Raw genomic sequence first — 18,501 nt, 5'->3', positions numbered from 1 at the left:
ACCGGTGGAGGCCTGGTTTCGAGCGTTGACAGTCCGAAATGTTGGCTTTTCGATGGGGGAAGGTGAGCGAACTCGGGGGATTCTGACGGGTCCGGCAAGGAGGAACCCACCATGAACCAACGGCCGCCGATCTCACGCCGCCATCTGCTGCTCGGCACCGCCGCCGCGTTCGGCGTCCCGGCGGTCCTGGCCGGATGCGGCTCCGGCGAACCGGCCCCCGCGCCCGGCGGCGGGCCGGGCGCGAAGCTGGGCACGGTCACGATCGGCTCGAACGCCTCCGACGAGATCCCGAAGAAGACCCTCGAGACGGTGGTGAAGAGCTTCGCGCAGGCCACGACCAAGATCAACACGGTCGATCACAACACGTTCCAGGAGAACATCAACCGCTACCTGCGGGGCACGCCCGACGACGTGTTCACCTGGTTCGCGGGTTACCGCATGCAGTTCTTCGCCGAGCAGGGGCTGGCCGTGGACATCTCCGACGTCTGGCAGGAGATCGGCGGGAACTACACGCAGGCGTTCAAGGACCAGTCGACCGGCGTGGACGGAAAGCAGTACTTCATCCCGTTCACCTACTATCCGTGGGCGGTCTTCTACCGCAAGAGCGTCTGGCAGGAGAAGGGCTACGAGCCGCCGGCCACGCTGGACGAGTTCACCGCGCTGGCCAGGAAGATGAAGGCCGACGGGCTGATCCCGATCGCGTTCGCCGACAAGGACGGCTGGCCGGCGATGGGCACGTTCGACATCCTCAACCTGCGGACGAACGGCTACGACTTCCACATCGCGCTCATGGCAGGCAAGGAGTCGTGGACGGATCCGAAGGTCAAGCAGGTGTTCGAGACCTGGCGGGGGCTGATGCAGTACCACCAGCCCGCCGCGCTGGGCCGCACGTGGCAGGAGGCGGGGCAGTCGCTGGCGCAGAAGAAGACCGGGATGTACCTGCTCGGCATGTTCGTCGCCCAGCAGTTCCCCGAGGCCGACCGCGACGACCTCGACTTCTTCACCTTCCCGGAGATCAACCCGACCTACGGGACGGACTCGATCGACGCCCCCATCGACGGCTACATGATCTCCGCCAAGGCCAAGAACGTGGCGGGCGCCAAGGCGCTGCTGAAGCACTTCGCGCAGCCGTCCTCGCAGGACGTCGCCACCGAGCTGGACCCCGGCACGCTGGCGGCGGGCTCGAAGGCCGACACCTCCGGCTACAGCGCGCTGCAGAAGCGCGGCGCGGAGCTGGTGTCGCAGGCCACGCACATCGCGCAGTTCCTCGACCGTGACACGCGGCCCGACTTCGCCTCCACGGTGATGATCCCGTCGCTGCAGTCGTTCGTCAGCGAGCCGGACGAGATCGACCCCCTGCTGGTGAGCATCGAGAAGCAGAAGGCGAACATCTTCCGCTGATGGCCGTCAAGACCCGTCGCTACTCCGCCCGCGACGTGACCGTCCTGGTCATCGGGCTGGGGGTGGCCATCGCCGTCAACGTGAGCGTCATCTGGGGGCCCACGCTGGCCTCCGTCTGGCTGTCCGGCACCGACTGGAACGGGATCGGGCCCATCGAGTGGGTGGGCGGGCGGAACTACCACGACCTGTCGGCCGAGTACCCGCCGTTCTGGTCGGCGGTCCGCAACAACGTGTTGTGGCTGGGCTTCCTGGGGCTGGTCGCGACGCCGTTCGGGCTGTTCTGCGCGGTGCTGCTGGACCGGCGGCTGCGGCTGTCGCGCTTCTACCAGAGCGCCCTCTACATGCCGGTCGTGCTGTCGCTGGCCGTGGTGGGCTTCATCGCCCAGCTCGTCTACTCCTCCGACTACGGCGTGCTGAACGCGGTGACCGGGCTGAGCGTGGACTGGCTGGGCGACAGCTCGATCAACGTCTGGGTCGTCATGGTGGCGGCGGGCTGGCGGCACGCCGGGTACGTCATGATCATCTATCTGGCGGGGCTCAAGGCGGTCGATCCGGCGCTGAAGGAGGCGGCGGCCATCGACGGGGCGAACGAGCGGCAGGCGTTCTTCCGGGTGGTGTTCCCGACGCTGCGGCCGGTCAACGTGATCGTGCTGGTCATCACGGTGATCGAGGCGTTGCGGGCGTTCGACATCGTCTACGCCATCAACAAGGGCAGGAACGGGCTGGAGCTGCTGTCGGTGCTGGTCACCGAGAACATCGTGGGCGAGGCCAGCAGGATCGGGTTCGGCTCGGCGATCGCGGTGATCCTGCTGGTGATCTCGATGGGGTTCATCATCGCGTACCTGTCGCAGATGTTCAGGGAGCAGCGATGACCCTCACCGCTCCCGCCTCCGCTCCCCCCGCCCAGACGCGGCGGGCGCCGTCGCGGCGCCCGGTGCGGCCGCTGCGGGTCCTGCTGCACGCCTTCCTCCTGCTGGTGGCGCTGGGCTGGCTGCTGCCGCTTCTGCTGGCCGTGTACGCGTCGCTGCGCCCGTACGAGGAGACCGCCCGCCTGGGGTACGTCTCGCGGCCCGAGCACCTCACGCTCGACTACTACGCACAGGCGTGGACGCAGGCCGAGCTGCCCCGCTACTACCTCAACACGTTGATCATCGTGCTGCCTGCGGTGGCGGTGGTGCTGCTGCTGGCCTCGTTCACGGCGTTCACGATCGCACGGCTGCGCATCCCGGGCCGCAGGACGCTGCTGATCGTGTTCACGGCGGGCAACCTGCTGCCGCCGCAGGTGCTCATCACGCCCCTGTACACGCTCTACACGCTCGTCCCGCTGCCGGCGTGGCTGTCGGACTCGCAGTCGCTCTACGACTCCTACCTGGGGCTGATCCTCATCCACGTGGCGTTCCAGTTCGGCTTCTGCGTCTTCGTGCTGGCGAACTTCATGAGCACCATCCCCGAGGAGATCAACGAGGCGGCGCTGGTGGACGGGGCGGGGGTGTGGAAGCGGTACTGGCGGCTGACGCTGCCGCTGTGCCGGCCGGTGCTGGCGGCGCTGGCCACGCTGCAGTTCACCTGGATGTACAACGACTTCCTGTGGGCGCTGGTGCTGATGTCGTCGGGCGACAAGCTGCCCGTCACCTCGGCGCTGAACAACCTGCGCGGCCAGTTCTTCACCGACTACAACCTGCTGGCCGCCGGCTCGATGCTGGTGGCGCTGCCGACCCTGATCGTCTTCCAGTTGCTGCACAAGCAGTTCGTGGCCGGGCTCACGCTCGGCTCCACGAAGGGCTAGAGCAGTTGGTGGAAGCGGGCGGCCACCTGGTCCCACGCCCATTCGCGGGTGATCCAGTCGCGGCCGGCCGCGCCCATCTTGCGGCACTTGTCGGGGTCGGTGAGCAGCTCGACGATGGCCTGCGCCACCTCGCCGGCGTCCTCGCCGTTCACGACCAGGCCGGTCTCGCCCGGCCTGACCGCGTCGGGCGCGCCGCCGGACGCGCCCGCCACCACCGGCAGGCCGGTCGCGGACGCCTCCAGGAACACGATCCCGAGCCCCTCCACGTCCACCCCCCTGAGCCGGGTGCGGCACGGCATCGCGAACACGTCCGCCGCCGCGTAGTGGCCCGGCAGCTCCGCCGCCGGCACGGTGCCGGTGAACCTGATCGACTCGTGCCCGGCCGCCAGCCGCTCCAGCTTCTTTCTGTACGGGCCGCCGCCCACCAGCAGCAGCACCGCCTCGGGCACCGAGCGCAGCACCTGGGGCCAGGCCCTGATGAGCTGGTCCTGGCCCTTGCGCGGCACCAGCCGTGACACGCACACGACGACCGGCCGCCCGGCCAGGCCCAGCTCGGCCCCGGCCGTCGCGGGGTGGAACTGGGCGACGTCCACGCCGGGCGCGAGCCGGACGAGCTTGCCCGCCGGGATGACGGAGGCCAGCCGCTGGCGCGTGTACTCGCCCAGGTAGGTCACCACGTCGGCGTGCCCGCCGATCCTGCGCAGCACCGCGCGGAAGCCGGGCGAGCTCGCCCACGACGCCTCGTGGCCGTGGGTGAGCATCACCATCCGCCGCGCGCCCGCCCGGCGCAGGCGCGGCGCGAGCAGCCCCAGCGGCGCCGCCGCGCCGAACACCACGGTCCTGACACCGTGCTCGGCCACCAGCCCGGCCGCCGTGCGCGCGACGGCCGGGGTGGGCAGCATGAGCCGCGTCGGGTGCCGCACGATCCTGAACGGCTGGCGCCGGTCGAACTCCTCGGCGCCCGGCCAGGCGGGGGCGTAGACCGTGACGCCCGGCGTGCGCAGCGCGAGCCCGTGGACGAACGACTGGATGCCGCCCGGCCTGGGCGGGAAGTCGTTCGTCACGATGAGCACGCTGCCGTCGGCCGGGCGCACGGGTGGGGTCACGGCTCGGGGACGCCGTTCAGCTTCGCCCATGCGCGAGCCATCGCGATGCGCTCGGGGCCGGAGGGATGGGAGGCATAGAGGACATATTCCACCGCATCCGGCGACAAGTCGGAAATATTCGTTATGGCGAGCCGTTTCTGCATGGCGATGAACATGGCCGGATCGCCGGTCAGGTCGAGCGCGTGCACGTCCGCCCTGGCCTCGATGTGACGGCTGATCACGTTCTGCGCGGGGCCCATGAACAGCGAGCCGAACGTCATGAGACCCATGACCACGCCGACCGACCGCGGATCGGCGATCGAGGCGATCCCGGTGCGCCGCCGCAGCGGCCTGATGAGCAGGAACAGCGCGATCGCGCCGAAGCCCGCGCCCAGCGCGCCGACCAGCGTGCCGTACAGCACGTCGTCGTGCTTGGCGTGCCCCAGCTCGTGCGCCACGACCAGCTCGACCTCCCGCTGCGGAGCCTGCAGCAGTGTGTCGTAGACGACGATGCGGCGCGTGGCGCCGAAGCCCGACACGTACGCGTTGAGCGCCGTCGTGCGCCGCGAGGCGTCGGCGACCAGCACGTCCTCGACCGGAACGCCGTCACGCTCGGCCATCTCCAGCAGGTTCGTGCGCAGCGGCCCCTCCCGCATGGAGGAGAAGTCGTTGAACAGCGGCTCGAACACCACCGGATACACGAACGACGTCACCACCGTCAGCGCGAACGCGCCCACCGCGGCCGGGATCCACCAGCGCCGCACCTTGCGCGCCAGCGCCACCAGGGCCAGCAGCATGACGCAGAGCAGCACCGCCTCCACGCCGAGGTTCTTCAGCCGGTCGCCCGCCCAGGCGGCCCAGTCCTGCGTGGACAGGCCGAAGTCGCGCAGGATCGTCTCGACCCAGATGCCGAGCGGCCACCTGACCAGCTCGACCAGCGCGGTGATCACCAGCGTGCCGAGGACGACCCGCACCCACCACGGGCCCTTCAGCCTGCCCAGCACCCTGGCGCTGAACGGGGTGGCGACCAGGATGCCCGCGATGATGATCGTGAGGGCCAGCGCGATGTAGCTCGGCAGGGTGGTGGCCGCGTCGAACGCCCGCGCCCTGGCGAGCTGGGCGGCGCTGAAGTCGCGCGCCGGGTCGGGCGGGCCGCCGGACAGGACCTGCCAAGGGGTGCTGAACGCGGTCACGGCCAGGATCACCAGGCCCAGGAGGATCAGCGCGATGGCCGCCGGGCGCGTGGACGCGGCGTCCTCCGATTCCGCCGCCTCCGCCCGGCGCTCGCCCCCGGCCCCGCCTGCCGACGCGACCGTCTCCGGTGCCACCGGCTCCGGGGAGAACGCCGTCTCCGATGCCGCCGCCGTCTCCCGGGGACCGGCGCGCTCGCCGCCTGCCGCGTCCTCGTCCGGATGGCCGGCCGCGCAGACGGCGGCCATCGCCCCGTCCGTCACCTCCTCTTCCCGTGTCGCGTCGCCGATGTCTTCTCGATCGCTCATCTGCCTCCCCTTCACCCGAGCTGATCCCGCACGTACGCGCGCCACCGTGCCGTCAGTATGGCGACGGAGAGCCCCAGCGAGGCGAGCGCCTGATCGACGCCTCTGGCCCGGGCCGCACGGTAGAGCCACACCAGGGTCCCCTCACCGAAGCGGTCAGCGAGGAAGCGACACGCCAGCCAGGCCTCCTGGTACGCCCGGGCGAGCCGGTCCGGGTCGCGCCCGTCCGCCGCGAAAGCCGCAGGTCCGGGCAAAGCGTTCGGCAGCCGTCCGGCGCGCACCTCGGCGGCCAGTTCGGCGGCGGCGGTCTTCACGGGCAGTCCGGCGTCGCGGTAGCCGACGTAGTCGGCGAAACCCTCGTACAGCCAGACGGGCAGCCCTTCCGTGCCGGCCACGACGTGGGTCAGCTCGTGGGTCAGCACCACGTCCCTGCCGATGCGGCTGAGCGTGGCGAACGCCTCCGGCACGACGATCACGCGCCCGCCGTCGGCCACGGCGGCCAGCCCGTCGAGCCGTGCGGCCCCGGCCAGGCGGGCGGCGTCGCGATCCGACTCCGGCAGGACGATCAGGGGGCGTACGGGCCTGCCGAGCACGGCCGAGACCCGCGCGCCCGCGGCGTCGGCCCCGCGCGCCAGCTCGTCGAGCGGTTCGCGCCGGGCGGTTGCAGGGGCCACGACGTTTGCAGGGGCCGCGACGGTTGCGGGGGCCACGACGGTGGCGCGGCCTCCGCGGCTGACGGCCGTGCGCCGCCCCGGCCACAGGTCGCGCAGCTCGGGAGGGAGGATGGGGGCGTCCGGCAGCGGGGTGGCGGCGGCGGGAACGAGGAGCAGGAGGCCCGCCACCACGGCTCGCCGGCTCACCTGCTCGAACACGATGCCCGATCGTAGTGCCCCTGCCCGCGTGCGGGCGCCGGACGTGCGAGAGCCCCGTCCGAATCCAGGAAATACTCCAAGAATCCGGACGGGGCTTCTTCACATGCCGGGACGAACTGCGCCGACGAAGGACGATCGGCGCCATCCGCTCAGCTTGTCGATGCGTACCCGTTCACCTGTCCGCGGCGAGTGGATCATTTTGCCCTTGCCGACGTACATGCCCACGTGGCCGAGCCCGCTGAAGAACATCAGGTCACCGGGCTTCAGGTTGCGCCAGGAGACCTTCTGTCTGGTGCGGGCGAACTGGCTGCTCGCCACGCGCGGGAGCTTGACGCCGGCCTTCTTCCAGGCGAACTGGACGAGACCGGAGCAGTCAAACGAACCAGGCCCTGTGCCTCCGTACCGGTACGGGTCACCGATCTGGTTCTTGGCCACGGCGACGGCCTTGCGGGCCTTCGCTTTCTGCCGGGCGAGCTTGGCGGCCTTTAGCTGGGCCGTCGTGGCCTTCTGGGACGTCTTGGCGGTGGTTCGCGCCTTCACCGTCGTCAGAGTGGCCGCTTCGCTCGTCGTCTCCGCCTGAGCCGTTGGGGCATGGAGGATCAGACCTCCGGCCGTCACGGTCATCGTGAGTGCTACGCCACTCAGGGCAAGGCGGGACAGGCGGGGGTTCTGCAGGGGATTAGACAGGATTGCTCCTTGTGTCTTCCACGAACGCCTACCGGGTTAGCTGACGGATTCGGGCGTGGAAGTCGCCCTACGGCGCGATGGGCGCGCCGATTCACCCCTGATCCCTTGGGGAATTGGGATCGCTGGGTCCCCGGCTCCGTGCTCCTGGCTGCACGGATTCGGCAGGCCGCGTGCCCCGATCGAATGATGTGGGGATGCTCGGGGGAGCGGCCGGCGGATCTTTATCTGTCTCACATCGGGAGGGACCGATGCGGGTTCGCGGCGACATGGCTTGTGCACCGCGACGACGCCAGAAGGTACGCCGAAAGGTCAAGGATCGGCAAAGGGTGAGTCAGGTTGTAAAGATCAGATAGGGAGGTCAGTCAAGACGGAAACCCCTGCTGGAACACCAGGTTCTGTTACCATAATGTGACCCTGCTCACACTTCCGGATCGGCCTGGTTGTCAGGCGTCAATTGTCACCTAAGTCACATTTGACACGGTTTAAACGTGAGCCACGCCACTGGGAGCGCTCCCGCGCATGGAAAAGCCATCTACGATGCCGAATCGTAGATGGCCGGAAATGCGCGCGAGAGCAGGCCGAAACGGGCTCCGCGACTACGGGCGGATGGCTCCGACCAGGGAACGGCCGTAGGCGGAGAGCTTGACGACCTTGACGACGTCGCCGGTCTGCGGCGCGTGGACGATCTGCCCGTTACCCGCGTAGATGCTGACGTGTCCGAGCCCTTCACTGAAGATCAGGTCGCCGGGCTGCAGCGCGTCGAGCGACACCTTGCGGCTGGCCCCCCACGCCCACTGCTGCCACGTCGTCCGCGGCAGCGAGACTCCCGCCGCCGCCCAGGCCGCCTGCGTCAGGCCGGAGCAGTCGAAGCCGCGCGGCCCCGTTCCGCCGTAGATGTACGGCTTGCCCACCTGCGCGTACGCGAACCGCAGCGCCGCGGCGGCGCTGCCGGAGGCCGACCCGGTGTACTTGATGCCCGTGCTGTTGGGGTTGCCGGGGTTGTACGCACCCAGCTTGTCCAGCAGCTTCTTCTGCTGGGCGATCAGCTTGCGGATCTCGGCGCGCTCCTTCTCGACGGAGTCGCGCTCCTTCTCCGCGTCGTCCAGCGCCACCTCGGCCTTGTCGCGCTCGACCTTCAGCCCCTTGTTCTCACGGTCGAAGGCGGCCAGCTTCTCGGCGCGCTCCTGCGAGAGCTGCCCGGCGACCGCCCAGCCCGAGAGCATGGCGTTGGGGTCGTTGCTGTTGAAGAGGCCGGGCCAGGAGGTGACGTCCTCACCGAGCTTGTAACTCTCGACGGCCATCCCGATGACCTGCGCGCGCAGGTCCGCGACCGTCTCCAGCTTGCGCTTGTAGCTGTCGTTCAGCTTGGTGTAGGTGCTCTTGGCCTTCTTGTAGCGCTCGTTGGCCGTGTTGAAGCGATCGACGACCTTGTCGGCCTTGTCGTTGAGCTTCTCCAGCTTGGCCTTGGCCTGCGCCAAGGTGGGACGAGGATCAGCGAGAGCGGCCCCCGTCGGGGACAGCACCAGCCCGAACGCGAGACCCGCGGCCATCGGCACCCGGCCAAACCTCACTGTATCGCCTCCCAGGGATTACACCTGGGGCGAAATAGTACAGAAGTGGCAGGCGGGGTAGCACCAAACCTACCAATTCGTAATTTATGCGCGGCCTAGCCTGCGCAGCAGCAAACCAGACGGAACGGGTCTGGCGCCCATCCGCCTGACGGACTCGGCCACCTCGCGGTCGGACGACACCACCGCGATGGCCCTGCCGGGCGGCTCGGCGCGGACGAGCTGCCTGATGAGGTCGTCGGCGATCTCCCCCGGCGCGCTGAACAGCACCCGCACCCCGCGCGGCGCGACCACCTGCACGGGCGCGTTGAGCTCCGCGCCGTCGAACACCACGGTCACCTCGACCCTGGTCTGCGCCACCAGCCCGCCCAGCGAGGTCATCAGCCGGGTGCGCTGGTCGGCGAGGGTGAGGGAACCGTAGCCGGTCTTGGTGACGTTGTAGCCGTCGATGATCAGATGCACCTGCGGCAGCGCGAGGAGCTGGTCGAGCAACTGCGGGTCGTCGTCGGCCAGGGCCCGCGCGGGCACGCCGCGCACGTTCGGCCGCTCGCCGGTGACGGCCGCGACCGAGTCTGCGGGGCGGCTGATGGTGGTGGGCAGGGCCAGCTCGCGGCGCAGCCCCGCCGAGGCGTCCTGGAGGGCGTCGAGCAGCACCCGGATGCGGGCGTCCTCGATGCTCCTGCCCTCGCGGGCGGCGCGGCGCGAGGCCTCCAGCTGTTTCTCCACGTCGGCCAGCCGCTCGCGCAGCCGCCGCAGCTCGGACTCGCCGGCGCTGCCCGCGGCCGTGGCGGCCGACTTGGTCTCCTCGGCCGCCCGCTCGGTCTCCTCGGCGCGCCGGGCGGCGGCCTTGGCCCGCTCACGGGCGTCGTGCAGCTTGCGGCGCAGGTCGGAGTTCTCCGCGCGGGCCGCCTTGATCTGCTCGCGCAGCCGGTCGGCCTCCTCCTTGGCCGCGCTCTTCTGCGCGGCGAGCTGCTCGCGCAGCCGGGTGACCGTCTCCTCGCGCTCCAGGTCCTCGGCGGCCACCGCCGACTGCTCCAGGTCGGCGCGGGCGGTCTCGATCATCTCCGCCCAGCCCGGCGGCCGGGTGAGATAGGCCGCCGCGGCCACGAGCACGGGGTCGGCGGCCGGCGGCACGTTGCCCTCGGCCAGCGACGCGACCAGCTCGGGCCAGCCGGCGGCCACCGACTCGGCGACGATCTCGCGGAACTTCTTGTCGTTCTCGAGCTGCGCCGCGATGGGCGCACCGCCCAGTTTGGCCCGTTTGCGCGGGTCGAACTTGGCTATGCCGCGCAGCGGCGGCGGGATGGTGGCAGCGGGCATCGAACCGAGGACCTGGGAGGCCAGATCCACGACATTGAGCCGCACCTGCTCGGGAAGCGGGCGAGACAGGCCTTCACCCGCTGAACTCATCCCACTTGTCCCTTCGTGACATGCCCTTTCAGACAAGGGTACGGCTGCTGCGTACCTGACCGTAACGGCCACCTGTATATGGACAAGCGCTTGCTAGGGGGTATACGACTGTCGAAGGGCACATGTCCAACCGGGAGGCCCCCTGTGACGGAACAGCTGCGCACTTCCACCCGTGACCTGGAAGAACTGCGGAAACGCGCCACCGTCTGGCTCCGCGCCCGCGTCGGGGCGAGCGCCACGGTGTCCGAGATGTCCAGACCGTCGGAAAACGGCCTGTCAAGCGAGACCCTGTTCTTCACCGCCACCTGGGACGGGCGCGCCACCCGCTGCGTGGCCAGGCTCGCACCTGCGGTGGAAGCCGTTCCGGTTTTCCCCTCGTACGACCTGCGGGCCCAGTTCCAGATAATGCGCCTGGCCAGGGAAAAAGCTGGGATCCCAGCGCCCAGGGCCCTGTGGTTCGAGCCCGACCCCGGGCCGCTGGGCACGCCCTTCTTCGTCATGGAACGGGCCGACGGCGAAGTGCCGCCCGACGTGATGCCGTACACGTTCGGCGGCTGGCTGCACGACGCCTCCCCCGCCGACCAGCGGCGGCTCCAGGACGCCACCGTCGGCGTCATCGCGGCGCTGCACCAGACCGCCTTCACCCCTGACGAGCTGGCCCCGTTCGGCGCCGCCGGGCTGCGCGCGCACGTCGAGGCGCAACGCGCCTACTACGAGTGGGCGCACGGCAAGCACCGTGTCCCGCTGCTGGAGCGGGCCTTCGACTGGCTGGAGTCGCACTGGCCGGACGACCCCGGCCCCGACGTGCTGACCTGGGGCGACTCCCGGATCGGCAACGTCATGTACCGGGGCTTCGAGCCGGTCGCGGTGCTCGACTGGGAGATGGCCGCCATCGGGCCGCGCGAGCTGGACGTGTCGTGGATGATCTTCCTGCACCGCTTCTTCCAGGACATCACGGCCGGTGCGGGACTGCCCGGCATGCCCGGCTTCATGCGGCGTGAGGACGTCTGCGCCACCTACCGGGAGCTGACCGGCTACGAGCCGCGCGACCTGGACTTCTACGAGATGTACGCGGCGCTGCGGCACGGGGTCATCATGGCCAGGGTCTGGCAGCGCAGGATCCACTTCGGGGAGCAGCCCATGCCGGACGACCCCGACGACCTGGTGCTGCACCGGGCCACCATCGAACAACTCCTGACCGGCCCTCACTGACCGGCTACGAGGCGGCGTCGTAGACCAGTAGCGCCACCTGGACCCGGTTGTTGAGGCCCAGCTTGGTCAGGATGCGCGACACGTGCGCCTTCACCGTGGGCACGCTCATGTAGAGCTCGCGCCCGATGTCGGCGTTGGACTTGCCCTGCCCGACCGCCGTCGCCACCTCCCGCTCCCGCTCGCTCAACCGGCCGAGCAGCCTCCTGGCGCGCTCGCCCCGGTCCCCCGCCCCGCCGCCGTCCGAGACGTGCGTGATGAGCTGCCGCGTCACCGCCGGAGACAGGATCGGCTCGCCCGCCGCCACCTTCCTGACCGCCTGCACGAGATCACCCGGCGCGATGTCCTTCAGCAGGAACCCCGCCGCCCCCGCCCGCAACGCCCGCAGCACCTGCGCGTCGGCGTGGAACGTCGTCAGCACCACCACCTCCGGCGGCTCGGGGGCGCGGCGCAGCGTCTCGGTGGCGGTCAGGCCGTCGATGCCGGGCATCCGGATGTCCATCAGCACCACGTCCGGGCGGTGCGCGCCCACCAGCGGCGGCACCTCCGAGCCGTCGCCCGCCTCGGCGACGATCTCGATGTCGGCGACGCCGCCGAGGATCATCGACAGCCCGGCCCGCACCATCGCGTCGTCGTCCACGATCAGCAGCCTGATGGGCCGCCCGTCAACGTCCATGCGTCGTCCCCCTCCTCGCGTCGCCGTCAACGGCCATGCGCCGCCCGCCTCTCGCATCGCCGTCAACAACCATGCGCCGCCCGCCTCCTGCGTCGCCGTCCACGGCCATGCGCTGTCCCGTCTTTGCGTTCCGTCTTTGTGTCGCCGTCAACGCTCATGAGTCGTCGTCCTTCTCCGTGGTGGTCTCCACCGGCCACGGCAGGCAGGCCCGCACCACGAACTCCCCCTCCGGCGTCGCGCCGTGCTCCAGCGTGCCGCCCGCCAGCTCCGCCCGTTCGGTCAGCCCGATCAGCCCCGCCCCGGCCCCCGGGATGCGCCCCCCGTGCCGCACACCCAGCGGATGGCGTACCCCCAGCGGGTTGCGCACCTCCACCGACAGCGCCCTGCCCGCCGCGCCCTCGACCAGGACCGTCACCGGCGCGCCGCCCGCGTGCTTGCGCGCGTTGGTCAGCGCCTCCTGCACGATGCGGTACAGGTTGCGGCCCAGCCCCTCGGGCGCGCCCTGCGCCCGCAGGTCGAGCCGGACGTCCATGCCCGCGTGCCGGCACTCCTCGACCAGCGCGGGCAGGTCGGCGAGCGTCGGCTGCGGACGCTCCGGCACCATGCCGTCACCGCCGTCACCGCAGGCACCGCCGCCACCGTCGTCGTCGGAGGCGGAGTGGCGCAGCACGCCGATCACCCCGCGCAGGTCCTGCAGCGCCAGGTGGGCGTTGGTGCGGATCGCCCCGGCCGCCTTGGCGATCTCGGCGGGCGGCGCGTCGGGACGGAACTCCAGCGCGCCCGCGTGCAGGCTCAGCATCGAGATGCGGTGCGCCAGCACGTCGTGCATCTCCCGCGCGATGCGCTCACGTTCGAGCCGCTTGGCCTCCTCGGCGGCGTCGGCGGCGCGCTGCGTCAGCGACCAGATGAGCTGCCGCCTGGCCCTGATCACGATGCCCCACGCGAACACGGTCAGGGTGAACGCCACGCCGAGCGCCAGCGCCCAGGCGCGCTCCTCGTCGCTCTGCGGCCGGAGCACCACGTACGGGGCGATGGTGACGAAGCCGAGCAGTGTGATCGGCCCGGAGATCTTGATCGGACGGTGCACCGCCACCGTGAACATCGCCACCACGCAGGCCCCGCCGACCAGGTCGAGATAGGACGACAGCAGGCAGGTGACCACCGCGAGCCCGACCGGCCACCTGCGCCGCAGCCACACGCCCGCGCACGCCAGCGCCCCCGCCACCTGCTCGATCAGCACCAGCGGCTCCGGCTGGCGCTGCGCCTCCAGCTCGATCAGCGACAGGAAGGTCAGGCCGCACGCGAACAGGAACAGGAGGAAGTCGACGATCCAGTCGCGCGTCGAGCGCCGCACGCGCCCGCCCGCACGCCCGTCGCCGAGCAGCACCGACGGCAGCGCCCACCGGTATTCGTGGGTGGCGGCGCCGTCTCCCCGCAGTTCCGTCACGTTCACCGAGGTTAAGCCCTCCAACCGGTACGACGACAGCGACCAAAGTCGATGCCTGCCGAGACCAACGGACGACGCGGCCGGCCGGGTGCCCGCGCGAGGCTGGACGGCATGCAAGCGGTGTTGAAGGTGCTCGGCTGGCTGCTGATCCTGCAAGGCGTCGGCGGCCTGGTGAACGGCCTGCTCGGCTGGTGGCGGTGGGCGCACGACCTGCTCGTGGTCAATCTGCTGCCGGTTCTGAAGGGATATGAGGTGTTCGCGGCCATCGTGATGGGGGTGCTCGGGTTCGCGCTGGTGGCCGTGGCCGAGTCCATGGACCGGGCGTCCGGGGAGAGGACGGAGGGGTTCGAATGAGCGCGACCAGGCTGCGTCCGCCGCGCCACCAGGTCGACCGGCGGGCGGTGGCGTGGTGGACGGTGCAGTGGCTGATCCTCATGGTGCCGGTGGCGGGGGCGTCCGTGGCGGCGTACTGGCTGTTCACGGAGCGGCCCGCGTTGCTGGGCGCGGTCGTGACCGTGTTCGCGGCGGGCTGCCTGGCGCTGGCCGTCGCGGCGCCGCGGGCCGCGTACCGGGTGGAGCGGTGGGAGGTCACCGACCAGGCGGTCTACACGCGCAAGGGGTGGGTGACGCACACCTGGCGGGTGGCGCCGATGTCCAGGATCCAGCGGGTCGACACCGCGCGGGGGCCGGTGCAGCGGCTGTTCGGGCTGGCGGACGTCACGGTGACCACGGCGTCGTCGGCGGGGGCCGTCAAGATCGAGGCCCTCGATCATGAGGTGGCGGCCGAGCTGGCCGAGCGGCTGACCGCAATCACTCAGGCTACTGCGGGGGATGCCACGTGAGTTCGTACGAGGGAGAGGCTTGCCCGGTGGGACGGCACGGCAGGCTCCCGGGCGGCGGCCCGCCCACGGCGGGGAGCGACGCTTCTGGGCCTGCCCATCCGGAGAACGGCGCTTCCGGGGCGAGCAGCGGCGCGGCCCGGCCGGTCCGTGGGGCGTTCCGGCCGGAGAGCGAGGGGTCGCAGCCGGAGAGCCGCGTGTCCCGGCCGCAGAGCGAGGCATCGCCGCCGCAGAGCCGGGCGTACCGACCGGAGAGCGAGGCGGCCTGGGCGGAGAGCGAGGTGGGCCGGGCGGAGGGTGGGGCTTTTGGGTGGACTTCCCGCCAAGGGACGGCACCCCGTGCGGAGGTGAGCGTGGCGGAGGTGGGGAGTGGCGGCGGCGGGTGGGAGGGGCTGGCGCGGCGGAGCCTGTGGGCGTCGGGCGTCAAGTCGCTGGCGATCGTGGCGGGCGTCACGGCCGGGATGGCGCGTTTTCTGCTGGGCCGCGACTGGCCCCCTGCCGCGATGGTGGCCGCCTGCGTGGCCGCAGCGCTCGTGACGGTCGCCGCGGTGGTCACGTACGACGTGTTCAGGCTGCGCACCACGCGCTGGCGCCTCACTCCCGAACGCCTGGAGCTGCGCTCGGGCATCACGGTCCGCCAGCACCGCTCGATCCCGCGCGACCGCGTCCGCAGCGTGGACCTCCGCGCCGACCCGGTGAACAGGATGTTCGGCCTGACGGTGGTCAAGGTAGGCACGGGAGAGCACGCGGACAAGGACGCGGAGCTCAAGCTGGACCCGCTGACCAGGCACGACGCCGAGGCGTTGCGGCACGTGCTGCTGCACCAGGGCGAGGCGGCCGAACAGGCGGGTGACGGGCCGCTGGCGGAGCTGAGCTGGTCGTGGATCAGGTACGCGCCGCTGTCGGTGTGGACGTTCACCGGTGCGGCGGTGGTGATGGGCGCGTTGTACAAGGCGCTCGACGCGTTCGGGCTGAAGTCGTTCACGACGCGGCTGGCGACGGGGCTGTGGGAGTGGCTGGTGGGGCAGCCGCTGGTGACCGTCCCGCTGGTGCTGGGGGTCAACGTGGTGGTGGGGGTGCTCGGCGCGGTGCTGCTGTTCGCCGAGTCGTGGGGACGGTACCGGCTGGAGCGCGAGCCCGGACGGCTGCGGATGCGCAGAGGGCTGCTGACCACCCGGTCGCTGACGCTTGAGGAGCGACGGCTGCGTGGGGTGGAGATTCATGAGCCGCTGCTGCTGCGGCTGGCGGGGGCGGCGCGGCTCAGGTCCGTCGCCACCGGGCTGGGCAGGAGCGCCGACGACGAGAGCGAGGACGCGGCGGCGCTCACCCCGCCGATGCCGCACGCCCTGGCGATGCGGGTGGCGTCCGCGATCGCCGGCGCCGACGTGCCCACGTCGGCAGCGCGACCCCGCGCCACGAACACCAGTGCTGGCGTGCACACGTCGGCAGCGCAGCTCGACGCCACGAACACCGGTGGCGGCGTGTCGGCGGCGCAATCCCGCGCCACACTCGCCGATGACGGCGTGCCCAGGTCGGCAGCGCGCCCCGGCGCCACGAACACCGGTGGCGGCGTGGCCGCGTCGGCGGCGCGCCCCGGCGCCACGATCGCCGATGACGGCGTGCCTGCCCTGGTGACGCATCCGGCGGCGGCCAGGCGCAGGCGGCTCGTGCGGGCGATGGTGGCGGCCCTCGCCACGGCGCTGGTCGTCGGGCTGGTCACCTGGCCGATCCCCACGCTGGTGACCGGCGGGGGCAGCGAGGGGCCGTGGCCGCTGGTGAGTGGGTGGGTGGACGCCTGGGTGGGGGGCTGGGTGTGGCTGGTGCCCGTGGCGGTGCTGGCGTACGGGATGTGGCTGGCTGTGGCGAGTGCCGCGAGTCTCGGGCACGCGCTGAGCCCCCGTCATCTGGTGTCCAGGAGAGGCGCGGTGGTGCGGCGCACGGTGGCGCTCGACCGCAGGGGCATCGCGGGCTGGACGATCACCGAGTCGTTCTTCCAGCGGCGCTCCGGCCTGCTGACGGTCTCGGCGACGACGGCGGCGGGAAGGGGTCACTACGAGGTGGTGGACGTGGGCCGCGGCGACGGCTTGGAGATGGCCGCGCAGGCTGTCCCCGGCCTGCTGGAGCCGTTCCTTGTCCGGGAAAAGCAATGAGCCGCGTGATCCCCCACGGTTTGCCCATGCCCCTGTACTGGACAAACATGATCGCGCGGCTCAGGTGCTTGCAGACATAACCGTATTTGTCCCGCTTGCAACCGGGTTGCAGCCGCATTAACCGTTCCCGCAAATCATGAGTCAGGGTCACGATAGGCGGGGGATGGAAGCCCGCCCGGTCAGTTGCCGGCCGCCAGCTTCTCCATGTAGGCCCTGGCCAGGGTGAGCGAGCCCGTCATCGCTTCTTTCTGCGGCATGAGCTCCACCTTCGGCGAGTTGACAGCCTCGTCCTCGGGCCGCTGGTGTCCGGAGAAATCGACGGTGACGACGAACGAGCCCTCGCGGATGGTGACGGAGCCGCTGGAGGCGGAGATCTCCCGGCCCTCGGTCTCCACGTACTGCTGGTACGCCTGGTCGCCCATCCCCTTGACGTCGATGACCGCGCCCCAGGTGATGCCGCCCATGGAGGACTTCGCGGTGTTCTTGGTACGCCCGTACGCGCTCGCGTAGTACGCCTTGGCCGCGGGCTCGTCCACCTCGCCGGCCCGGTTCGTGAAGCGGTGCACGGTGATCAGCGCGCTGCGGATCTTGATGATGCCCGGGCCGCCGGACAGCTCACGGTTGAGCCAGCGGCACTCGGTCTGGTTGTCGTCGCCGACGGAGGTGCCGCGCGCGCGGGTCGTGGGCTCGGGCACCAGCTTTGCGGCCGTCTCCGTCACGGCCTGGCAGTCGGCGGGGAAGGAGGCGAGCACGGTGGGTGAGGGCGTCGCGGTGGCGGTCGGCGAGACGGTGGCCGCCGCCGTCGGCTGCGCCTTGGCCAGCACGCCGGGGTGCTGCGCCTGCCAGGCCGCGACCCCCTTGGCGAAGTGCCCGATCAGCCCGCTGACCTCGCGGATCGCGTTCTCCTCCGTGACGGCCTTCGTGCTCTCGTTGGACAGGATCTCCGCGTCCTTCCGCTGCTGGCTCGCCTGGAACCTGACCTTGATCGTCATGTCGCCGACGCGGGCGTACGCGGTGCCGTAGGCGTACCAGAGCAGCTTGCCGTCGCGGCGCCAGGTGTACTGCGCGAACGCGGCGTCACCGACGCCGGGCACGTCCTTGACCTGGGAGACGTACTCCTTCTCGTCGGGGTCCAGCGACGGCTTGGCGGTCTCGCCGTACTTGCCGCCGCGGTACTCCATCTCGTACGACGTCTGCGCCATCGCCCGGCCGGTCTTGACGCCCTCGCCCTTGTGCTGCTCGACCTTGACGTCGATCTCCCTGCTGCGCCAGAACTCGCCGAACGAGATGCGCTGGTTGATCCAGTTGCAGCCGAAGTTGACCGTGTAGTCGCCGTCCCTGGACGAGTTGGCCACGGTCGCGCCCGGCACGAGCCGCTCGATCTCCTCCTTGGGCAGCATGGCGCACACGTCCGGGGGTGCCGCGGCGGCTCCGGGCTGCTGGGCGGGTGACGACGAGCGGGTGCCTGACGGGGCCGGGCCGCCGGAGACGCCGCCGTACAGGAAGTAGGCCCCCACGCCACCCGCCGCGACCAGCACGACGAGGGCGGCGGCGAGCGTGGGCAGGAGCCAGGCGGGGCGACGCGGCGACGGGGGCTGCGGCATGGGGGGCATGGTCGAGGGCAGGCCGGGCGGCACGTTCGGCGGCATCCCAGGGGGCATTCCGGGGGGCGTCCCGGGCGGCATCCCCGGCAGGCCACCAGGCGGCATCCCCGGCGGCATCCCCGGCGGGCCACCAGGCGGCATCCCCTGCGGTGGCCCCGCCCACATGCCCGGTGGCAGGCCCTGACCCGGCTGCATGCCCGGCGACGCTCCAGGCCCCGGCGGCCCGAACCCGCTGCCTGGCACCTGGTGAGGGGTGGTGGGCGGCTCGGAC

Annotated in this window: 17 protein-coding genes and 1 riboswitch; of the genes, 8 read left to right on the top strand and 9 right to left on the bottom strand. The window is 71.1% G+C overall.

Translation table 11 applies throughout. The features are described from left to right. Window positions 1–111 precede the first annotated feature (111 nt). From ABD331_RS32960 to ABD331_RS32950, 3 genes are read left to right on the top strand one after another with little or no spacing between them, the layout of a single operon-like run. Window positions 112–1,401: an ABC transporter substrate-binding protein gene (locus tag ABD331_RS32960; RefSeq protein WP_344483345.1), complete on the top strand. Its 1,290-nt coding sequence runs from the start codon at window positions 112–114 to the stop codon at window positions 1,399–1,401. Beyond that, complete coding sequence (locus ABD331_RS32955) at window positions 1,401–2,273, top strand: carbohydrate ABC transporter permease (protein WP_344483342.1); 873 nt, start codon at window positions 1,401–1,403, stop codon at window positions 2,271–2,273. The genes ABD331_RS32960 and ABD331_RS32955 overlap by 1 nt, the downstream gene beginning before the upstream one ends. Next, entirely contained in the window at window positions 2,270–3,187 is a 918-nt protein-coding gene (locus ABD331_RS32950) for a carbohydrate ABC transporter permease (protein ID WP_344483339.1), read from the top strand. The genes ABD331_RS32955 and ABD331_RS32950 overlap by 4 nt, the downstream gene beginning before the upstream one ends. On the opposite strand, the gene ABD331_RS32945 is transcribed toward ABD331_RS32950, so the two are convergent. The 6 genes from ABD331_RS32945 to ABD331_RS32920 form a co-directional block, all read right to left on the bottom strand. Further along, window positions 3,184–4,293, bottom strand: a complete 1,110-nt coding sequence (locus tag ABD331_RS32945) for a glycosyltransferase family 4 protein (protein WP_344483336.1) — start codon at window positions 4,291–4,293, stop codon at window positions 3,184–3,186. The two genes, ABD331_RS32950 and ABD331_RS32945, sit on opposite strands and share 4 nt — an antisense overlap. After that, on the bottom strand, window positions 4,290–5,771 hold the full coding sequence (locus ABD331_RS32940) for a M48 family metallopeptidase (RefSeq protein WP_344483334.1): 1,482 nt from the start codon (window positions 5,769–5,771) through the stop codon (window positions 4,290–4,292). Before ABD331_RS32940 ends, ABD331_RS32945 begins: the two co-directional genes overlap by 4 nt. A gap of 11 nt (window positions 5,772–5,782) precedes the next feature. Beyond that, window positions 5,783–6,640 (bottom strand): gluzincin family metallopeptidase, encoded by an 858-nt coding sequence (locus ABD331_RS32935; RefSeq protein WP_344483331.1) that lies wholly within the window; start codon window positions 6,638–6,640, stop codon window positions 5,783–5,785. A gap of 99 nt (window positions 6,641–6,739) precedes the next feature. Then, window positions 6,740–7,264, bottom strand: a complete 525-nt coding sequence (locus ABD331_RS32930) for a C40 family peptidase (RefSeq protein WP_344483329.1) — start codon at window positions 7,262–7,264, stop codon at window positions 6,740–6,742. 73 nt (window positions 7,265–7,337) lie between these two features. Then, a riboswitch (cyclic di-AMP (ydaO/yuaA leader) is annotated at window positions 7,338–7,501 on the bottom strand. Window positions 7,502–7,923: 422 nt separating this feature from the next. Next, window positions 7,924–8,877 (bottom strand): C40 family peptidase, encoded by a 954-nt coding sequence (locus ABD331_RS32925; RefSeq protein WP_344483326.1) that lies wholly within the window; start codon window positions 8,875–8,877, stop codon window positions 7,924–7,926. A 105-nt stretch (window positions 8,878–8,982) separates the two neighbouring features. Further along, complete coding sequence (locus ABD331_RS32920) at window positions 8,983–10,305, bottom strand: NYN domain-containing protein (protein ID WP_344483323.1); 1,323 nt, start codon at window positions 10,303–10,305, stop codon at window positions 8,983–8,985. A 144-nt stretch (window positions 10,306–10,449) separates the two neighbouring features. Here ABD331_RS32920 and ABD331_RS32915 point away from each other — a divergent pair, with 144 nt between their 5' ends. Next, window positions 10,450–11,517, top strand: coding sequence for a phosphotransferase family protein (locus ABD331_RS32915; protein ID WP_344483320.1), 1,068 nt, complete (start codon window positions 10,450–10,452; stop codon window positions 11,515–11,517). A 4-nt stretch (window positions 11,518–11,521) separates the two neighbouring features. On the opposite strand, the gene ABD331_RS32910 is transcribed toward ABD331_RS32915, so the two are convergent. Beyond that, entirely contained in the window at window positions 11,522–12,190 is a 669-nt protein-coding gene (locus tag ABD331_RS32910) for a response regulator (protein WP_344483317.1), read from the bottom strand. A 154-nt stretch (window positions 12,191–12,344) separates the two neighbouring features. After that, window positions 12,345–13,637, bottom strand: a complete 1,293-nt coding sequence (locus ABD331_RS32905) for a sensor histidine kinase (RefSeq protein ID WP_344483315.1) — start codon at window positions 13,635–13,637, stop codon at window positions 12,345–12,347. A 111-nt stretch (window positions 13,638–13,748) separates the two neighbouring features. Between ABD331_RS32905 and ABD331_RS32900 the strand changes: the two genes are divergently transcribed. From ABD331_RS32900 to ABD331_RS32890, 3 genes are all read left to right on the top strand, one after another. Next, complete coding sequence (locus ABD331_RS32900; protein ID WP_344483312.1) at window positions 13,749–13,991, top strand: hypothetical protein; 243 nt, start codon at window positions 13,749–13,751, stop codon at window positions 13,989–13,991. Beyond that, window positions 13,988–14,479 (top strand): PH domain-containing protein, encoded by a 492-nt coding sequence (locus ABD331_RS32895; RefSeq protein WP_344483309.1) that lies wholly within the window; start codon window positions 13,988–13,990, stop codon window positions 14,477–14,479. The genes ABD331_RS32900 and ABD331_RS32895 overlap by 4 nt, the downstream gene beginning before the upstream one ends. 350 nt (window positions 14,480–14,829) lie before the next feature. Then, complete coding sequence (locus ABD331_RS32890; protein WP_344483306.1) at window positions 14,830–16,626, top strand: PH domain-containing protein; 1,797 nt, start codon at window positions 14,830–14,832, stop codon at window positions 16,624–16,626. A 179-nt stretch (window positions 16,627–16,805) separates the two neighbouring features. On the opposite strand, the gene ABD331_RS32885 is transcribed toward ABD331_RS32890, so the two are convergent. Beyond that, complete coding sequence (locus ABD331_RS32885) at window positions 16,806–18,230, bottom strand: hypothetical protein (RefSeq protein WP_344483303.1); 1,425 nt, start codon at window positions 18,228–18,230, stop codon at window positions 16,806–16,808. On the opposite strand from ABD331_RS32885, the gene ABD331_RS32880 reads away from it, so the two are divergent. After that, the gene (locus tag ABD331_RS32880; protein ID WP_344483300.1) at window positions 18,229–18,414 is read left to right on the top strand and encodes a hypothetical protein; all 186 of its coding nucleotides are present in this window, start codon (window positions 18,229–18,231) and stop codon (window positions 18,412–18,414) included. The genes ABD331_RS32885 and ABD331_RS32880 overlap by 2 nt on opposite strands. Window positions 18,415–18,501 lie beyond the last annotated feature (87 nt).

Origin of the sequence: Nonomuraea monospora, from assembly GCF_039531895.1 — a bacterium.
In the GTDB taxonomy this organism is placed as follows: Bacteria; Actinomycetota; Actinomycetes; order Streptosporangiales; family Streptosporangiaceae; genus Nonomuraea; species Nonomuraea monospora.
This window is presented reverse-complemented; position numbering and strand designations above follow the sequence as displayed.

What these genes read in the sequence shown, in the direction of transcription:
- ABD331_RS32950 (WP_344483339.1), top strand. Translation starts at nt 2,270, where the DNA reads ATGACCCTCACCGCTCCCGCCTCCGCTCCCCCCGCCCAGACGCGGCGG.
- ABD331_RS32925 (WP_344483326.1), bottom strand. Translation starts at nt 8,877, where the DNA reads ATGGCCGCGGGTCTCGCGTTCGGGCTGGTGCTGTCCCCGACGGGGGCC.
- ABD331_RS32930 (WP_344483329.1), bottom strand. Translation starts at nt 7,264, where the DNA reads ATGACCGTGACGGCCGGAGGTCTGATCCTCCATGCCCCAACGGCTCAG.
- ABD331_RS32895 (WP_344483309.1), top strand. Translation starts at nt 13,988, where the DNA reads ATGAGCGCGACCAGGCTGCGTCCGCCGCGCCACCAGGTCGACCGGCGG.
- ABD331_RS32960 (WP_344483345.1), top strand. Translation starts at nt 112, where the DNA reads ATGAACCAACGGCCGCCGATCTCACGCCGCCATCTGCTGCTCGGCACC.
- ABD331_RS32920 (WP_344483323.1), bottom strand. Translation starts at nt 10,305, where the DNA reads ATGAGTTCAGCGGGTGAAGGCCTGTCTCGCCCGCTTCCCGAGCAGGTG.
- ABD331_RS32880 (WP_344483300.1), top strand. Translation starts at nt 18,229, where the DNA reads ATGGGGGGCATGGTCGAGGGCAGGCCGGGCGGCACGTTCGGCGGCATC.
- ABD331_RS32910 (WP_344483317.1), bottom strand. Translation starts at nt 12,190, where the DNA reads ATGGACGTTGACGGGCGGCCCATCAGGCTGCTGATCGTGGACGACGAC.
- ABD331_RS32955 (WP_344483342.1), top strand. Translation starts at nt 1,401, where the DNA reads ATGGCCGTCAAGACCCGTCGCTACTCCGCCCGCGACGTGACCGTCCTG.
- ABD331_RS32900 (WP_344483312.1), top strand. Translation starts at nt 13,749, where the DNA reads ATGCAAGCGGTGTTGAAGGTGCTCGGCTGGCTGCTGATCCTGCAAGGC.
- ABD331_RS32940 (WP_344483334.1), bottom strand. Translation starts at nt 5,771, where the DNA reads ATGAGCGATCGAGAAGACATCGGCGACGCGACACGGGAAGAGGAGGTG.
- ABD331_RS32885 (WP_344483303.1), bottom strand. Translation starts at nt 18,230, where the DNA reads ATGCCGCAGCCCCCGTCGCCGCGTCGCCCCGCCTGGCTCCTGCCCACG.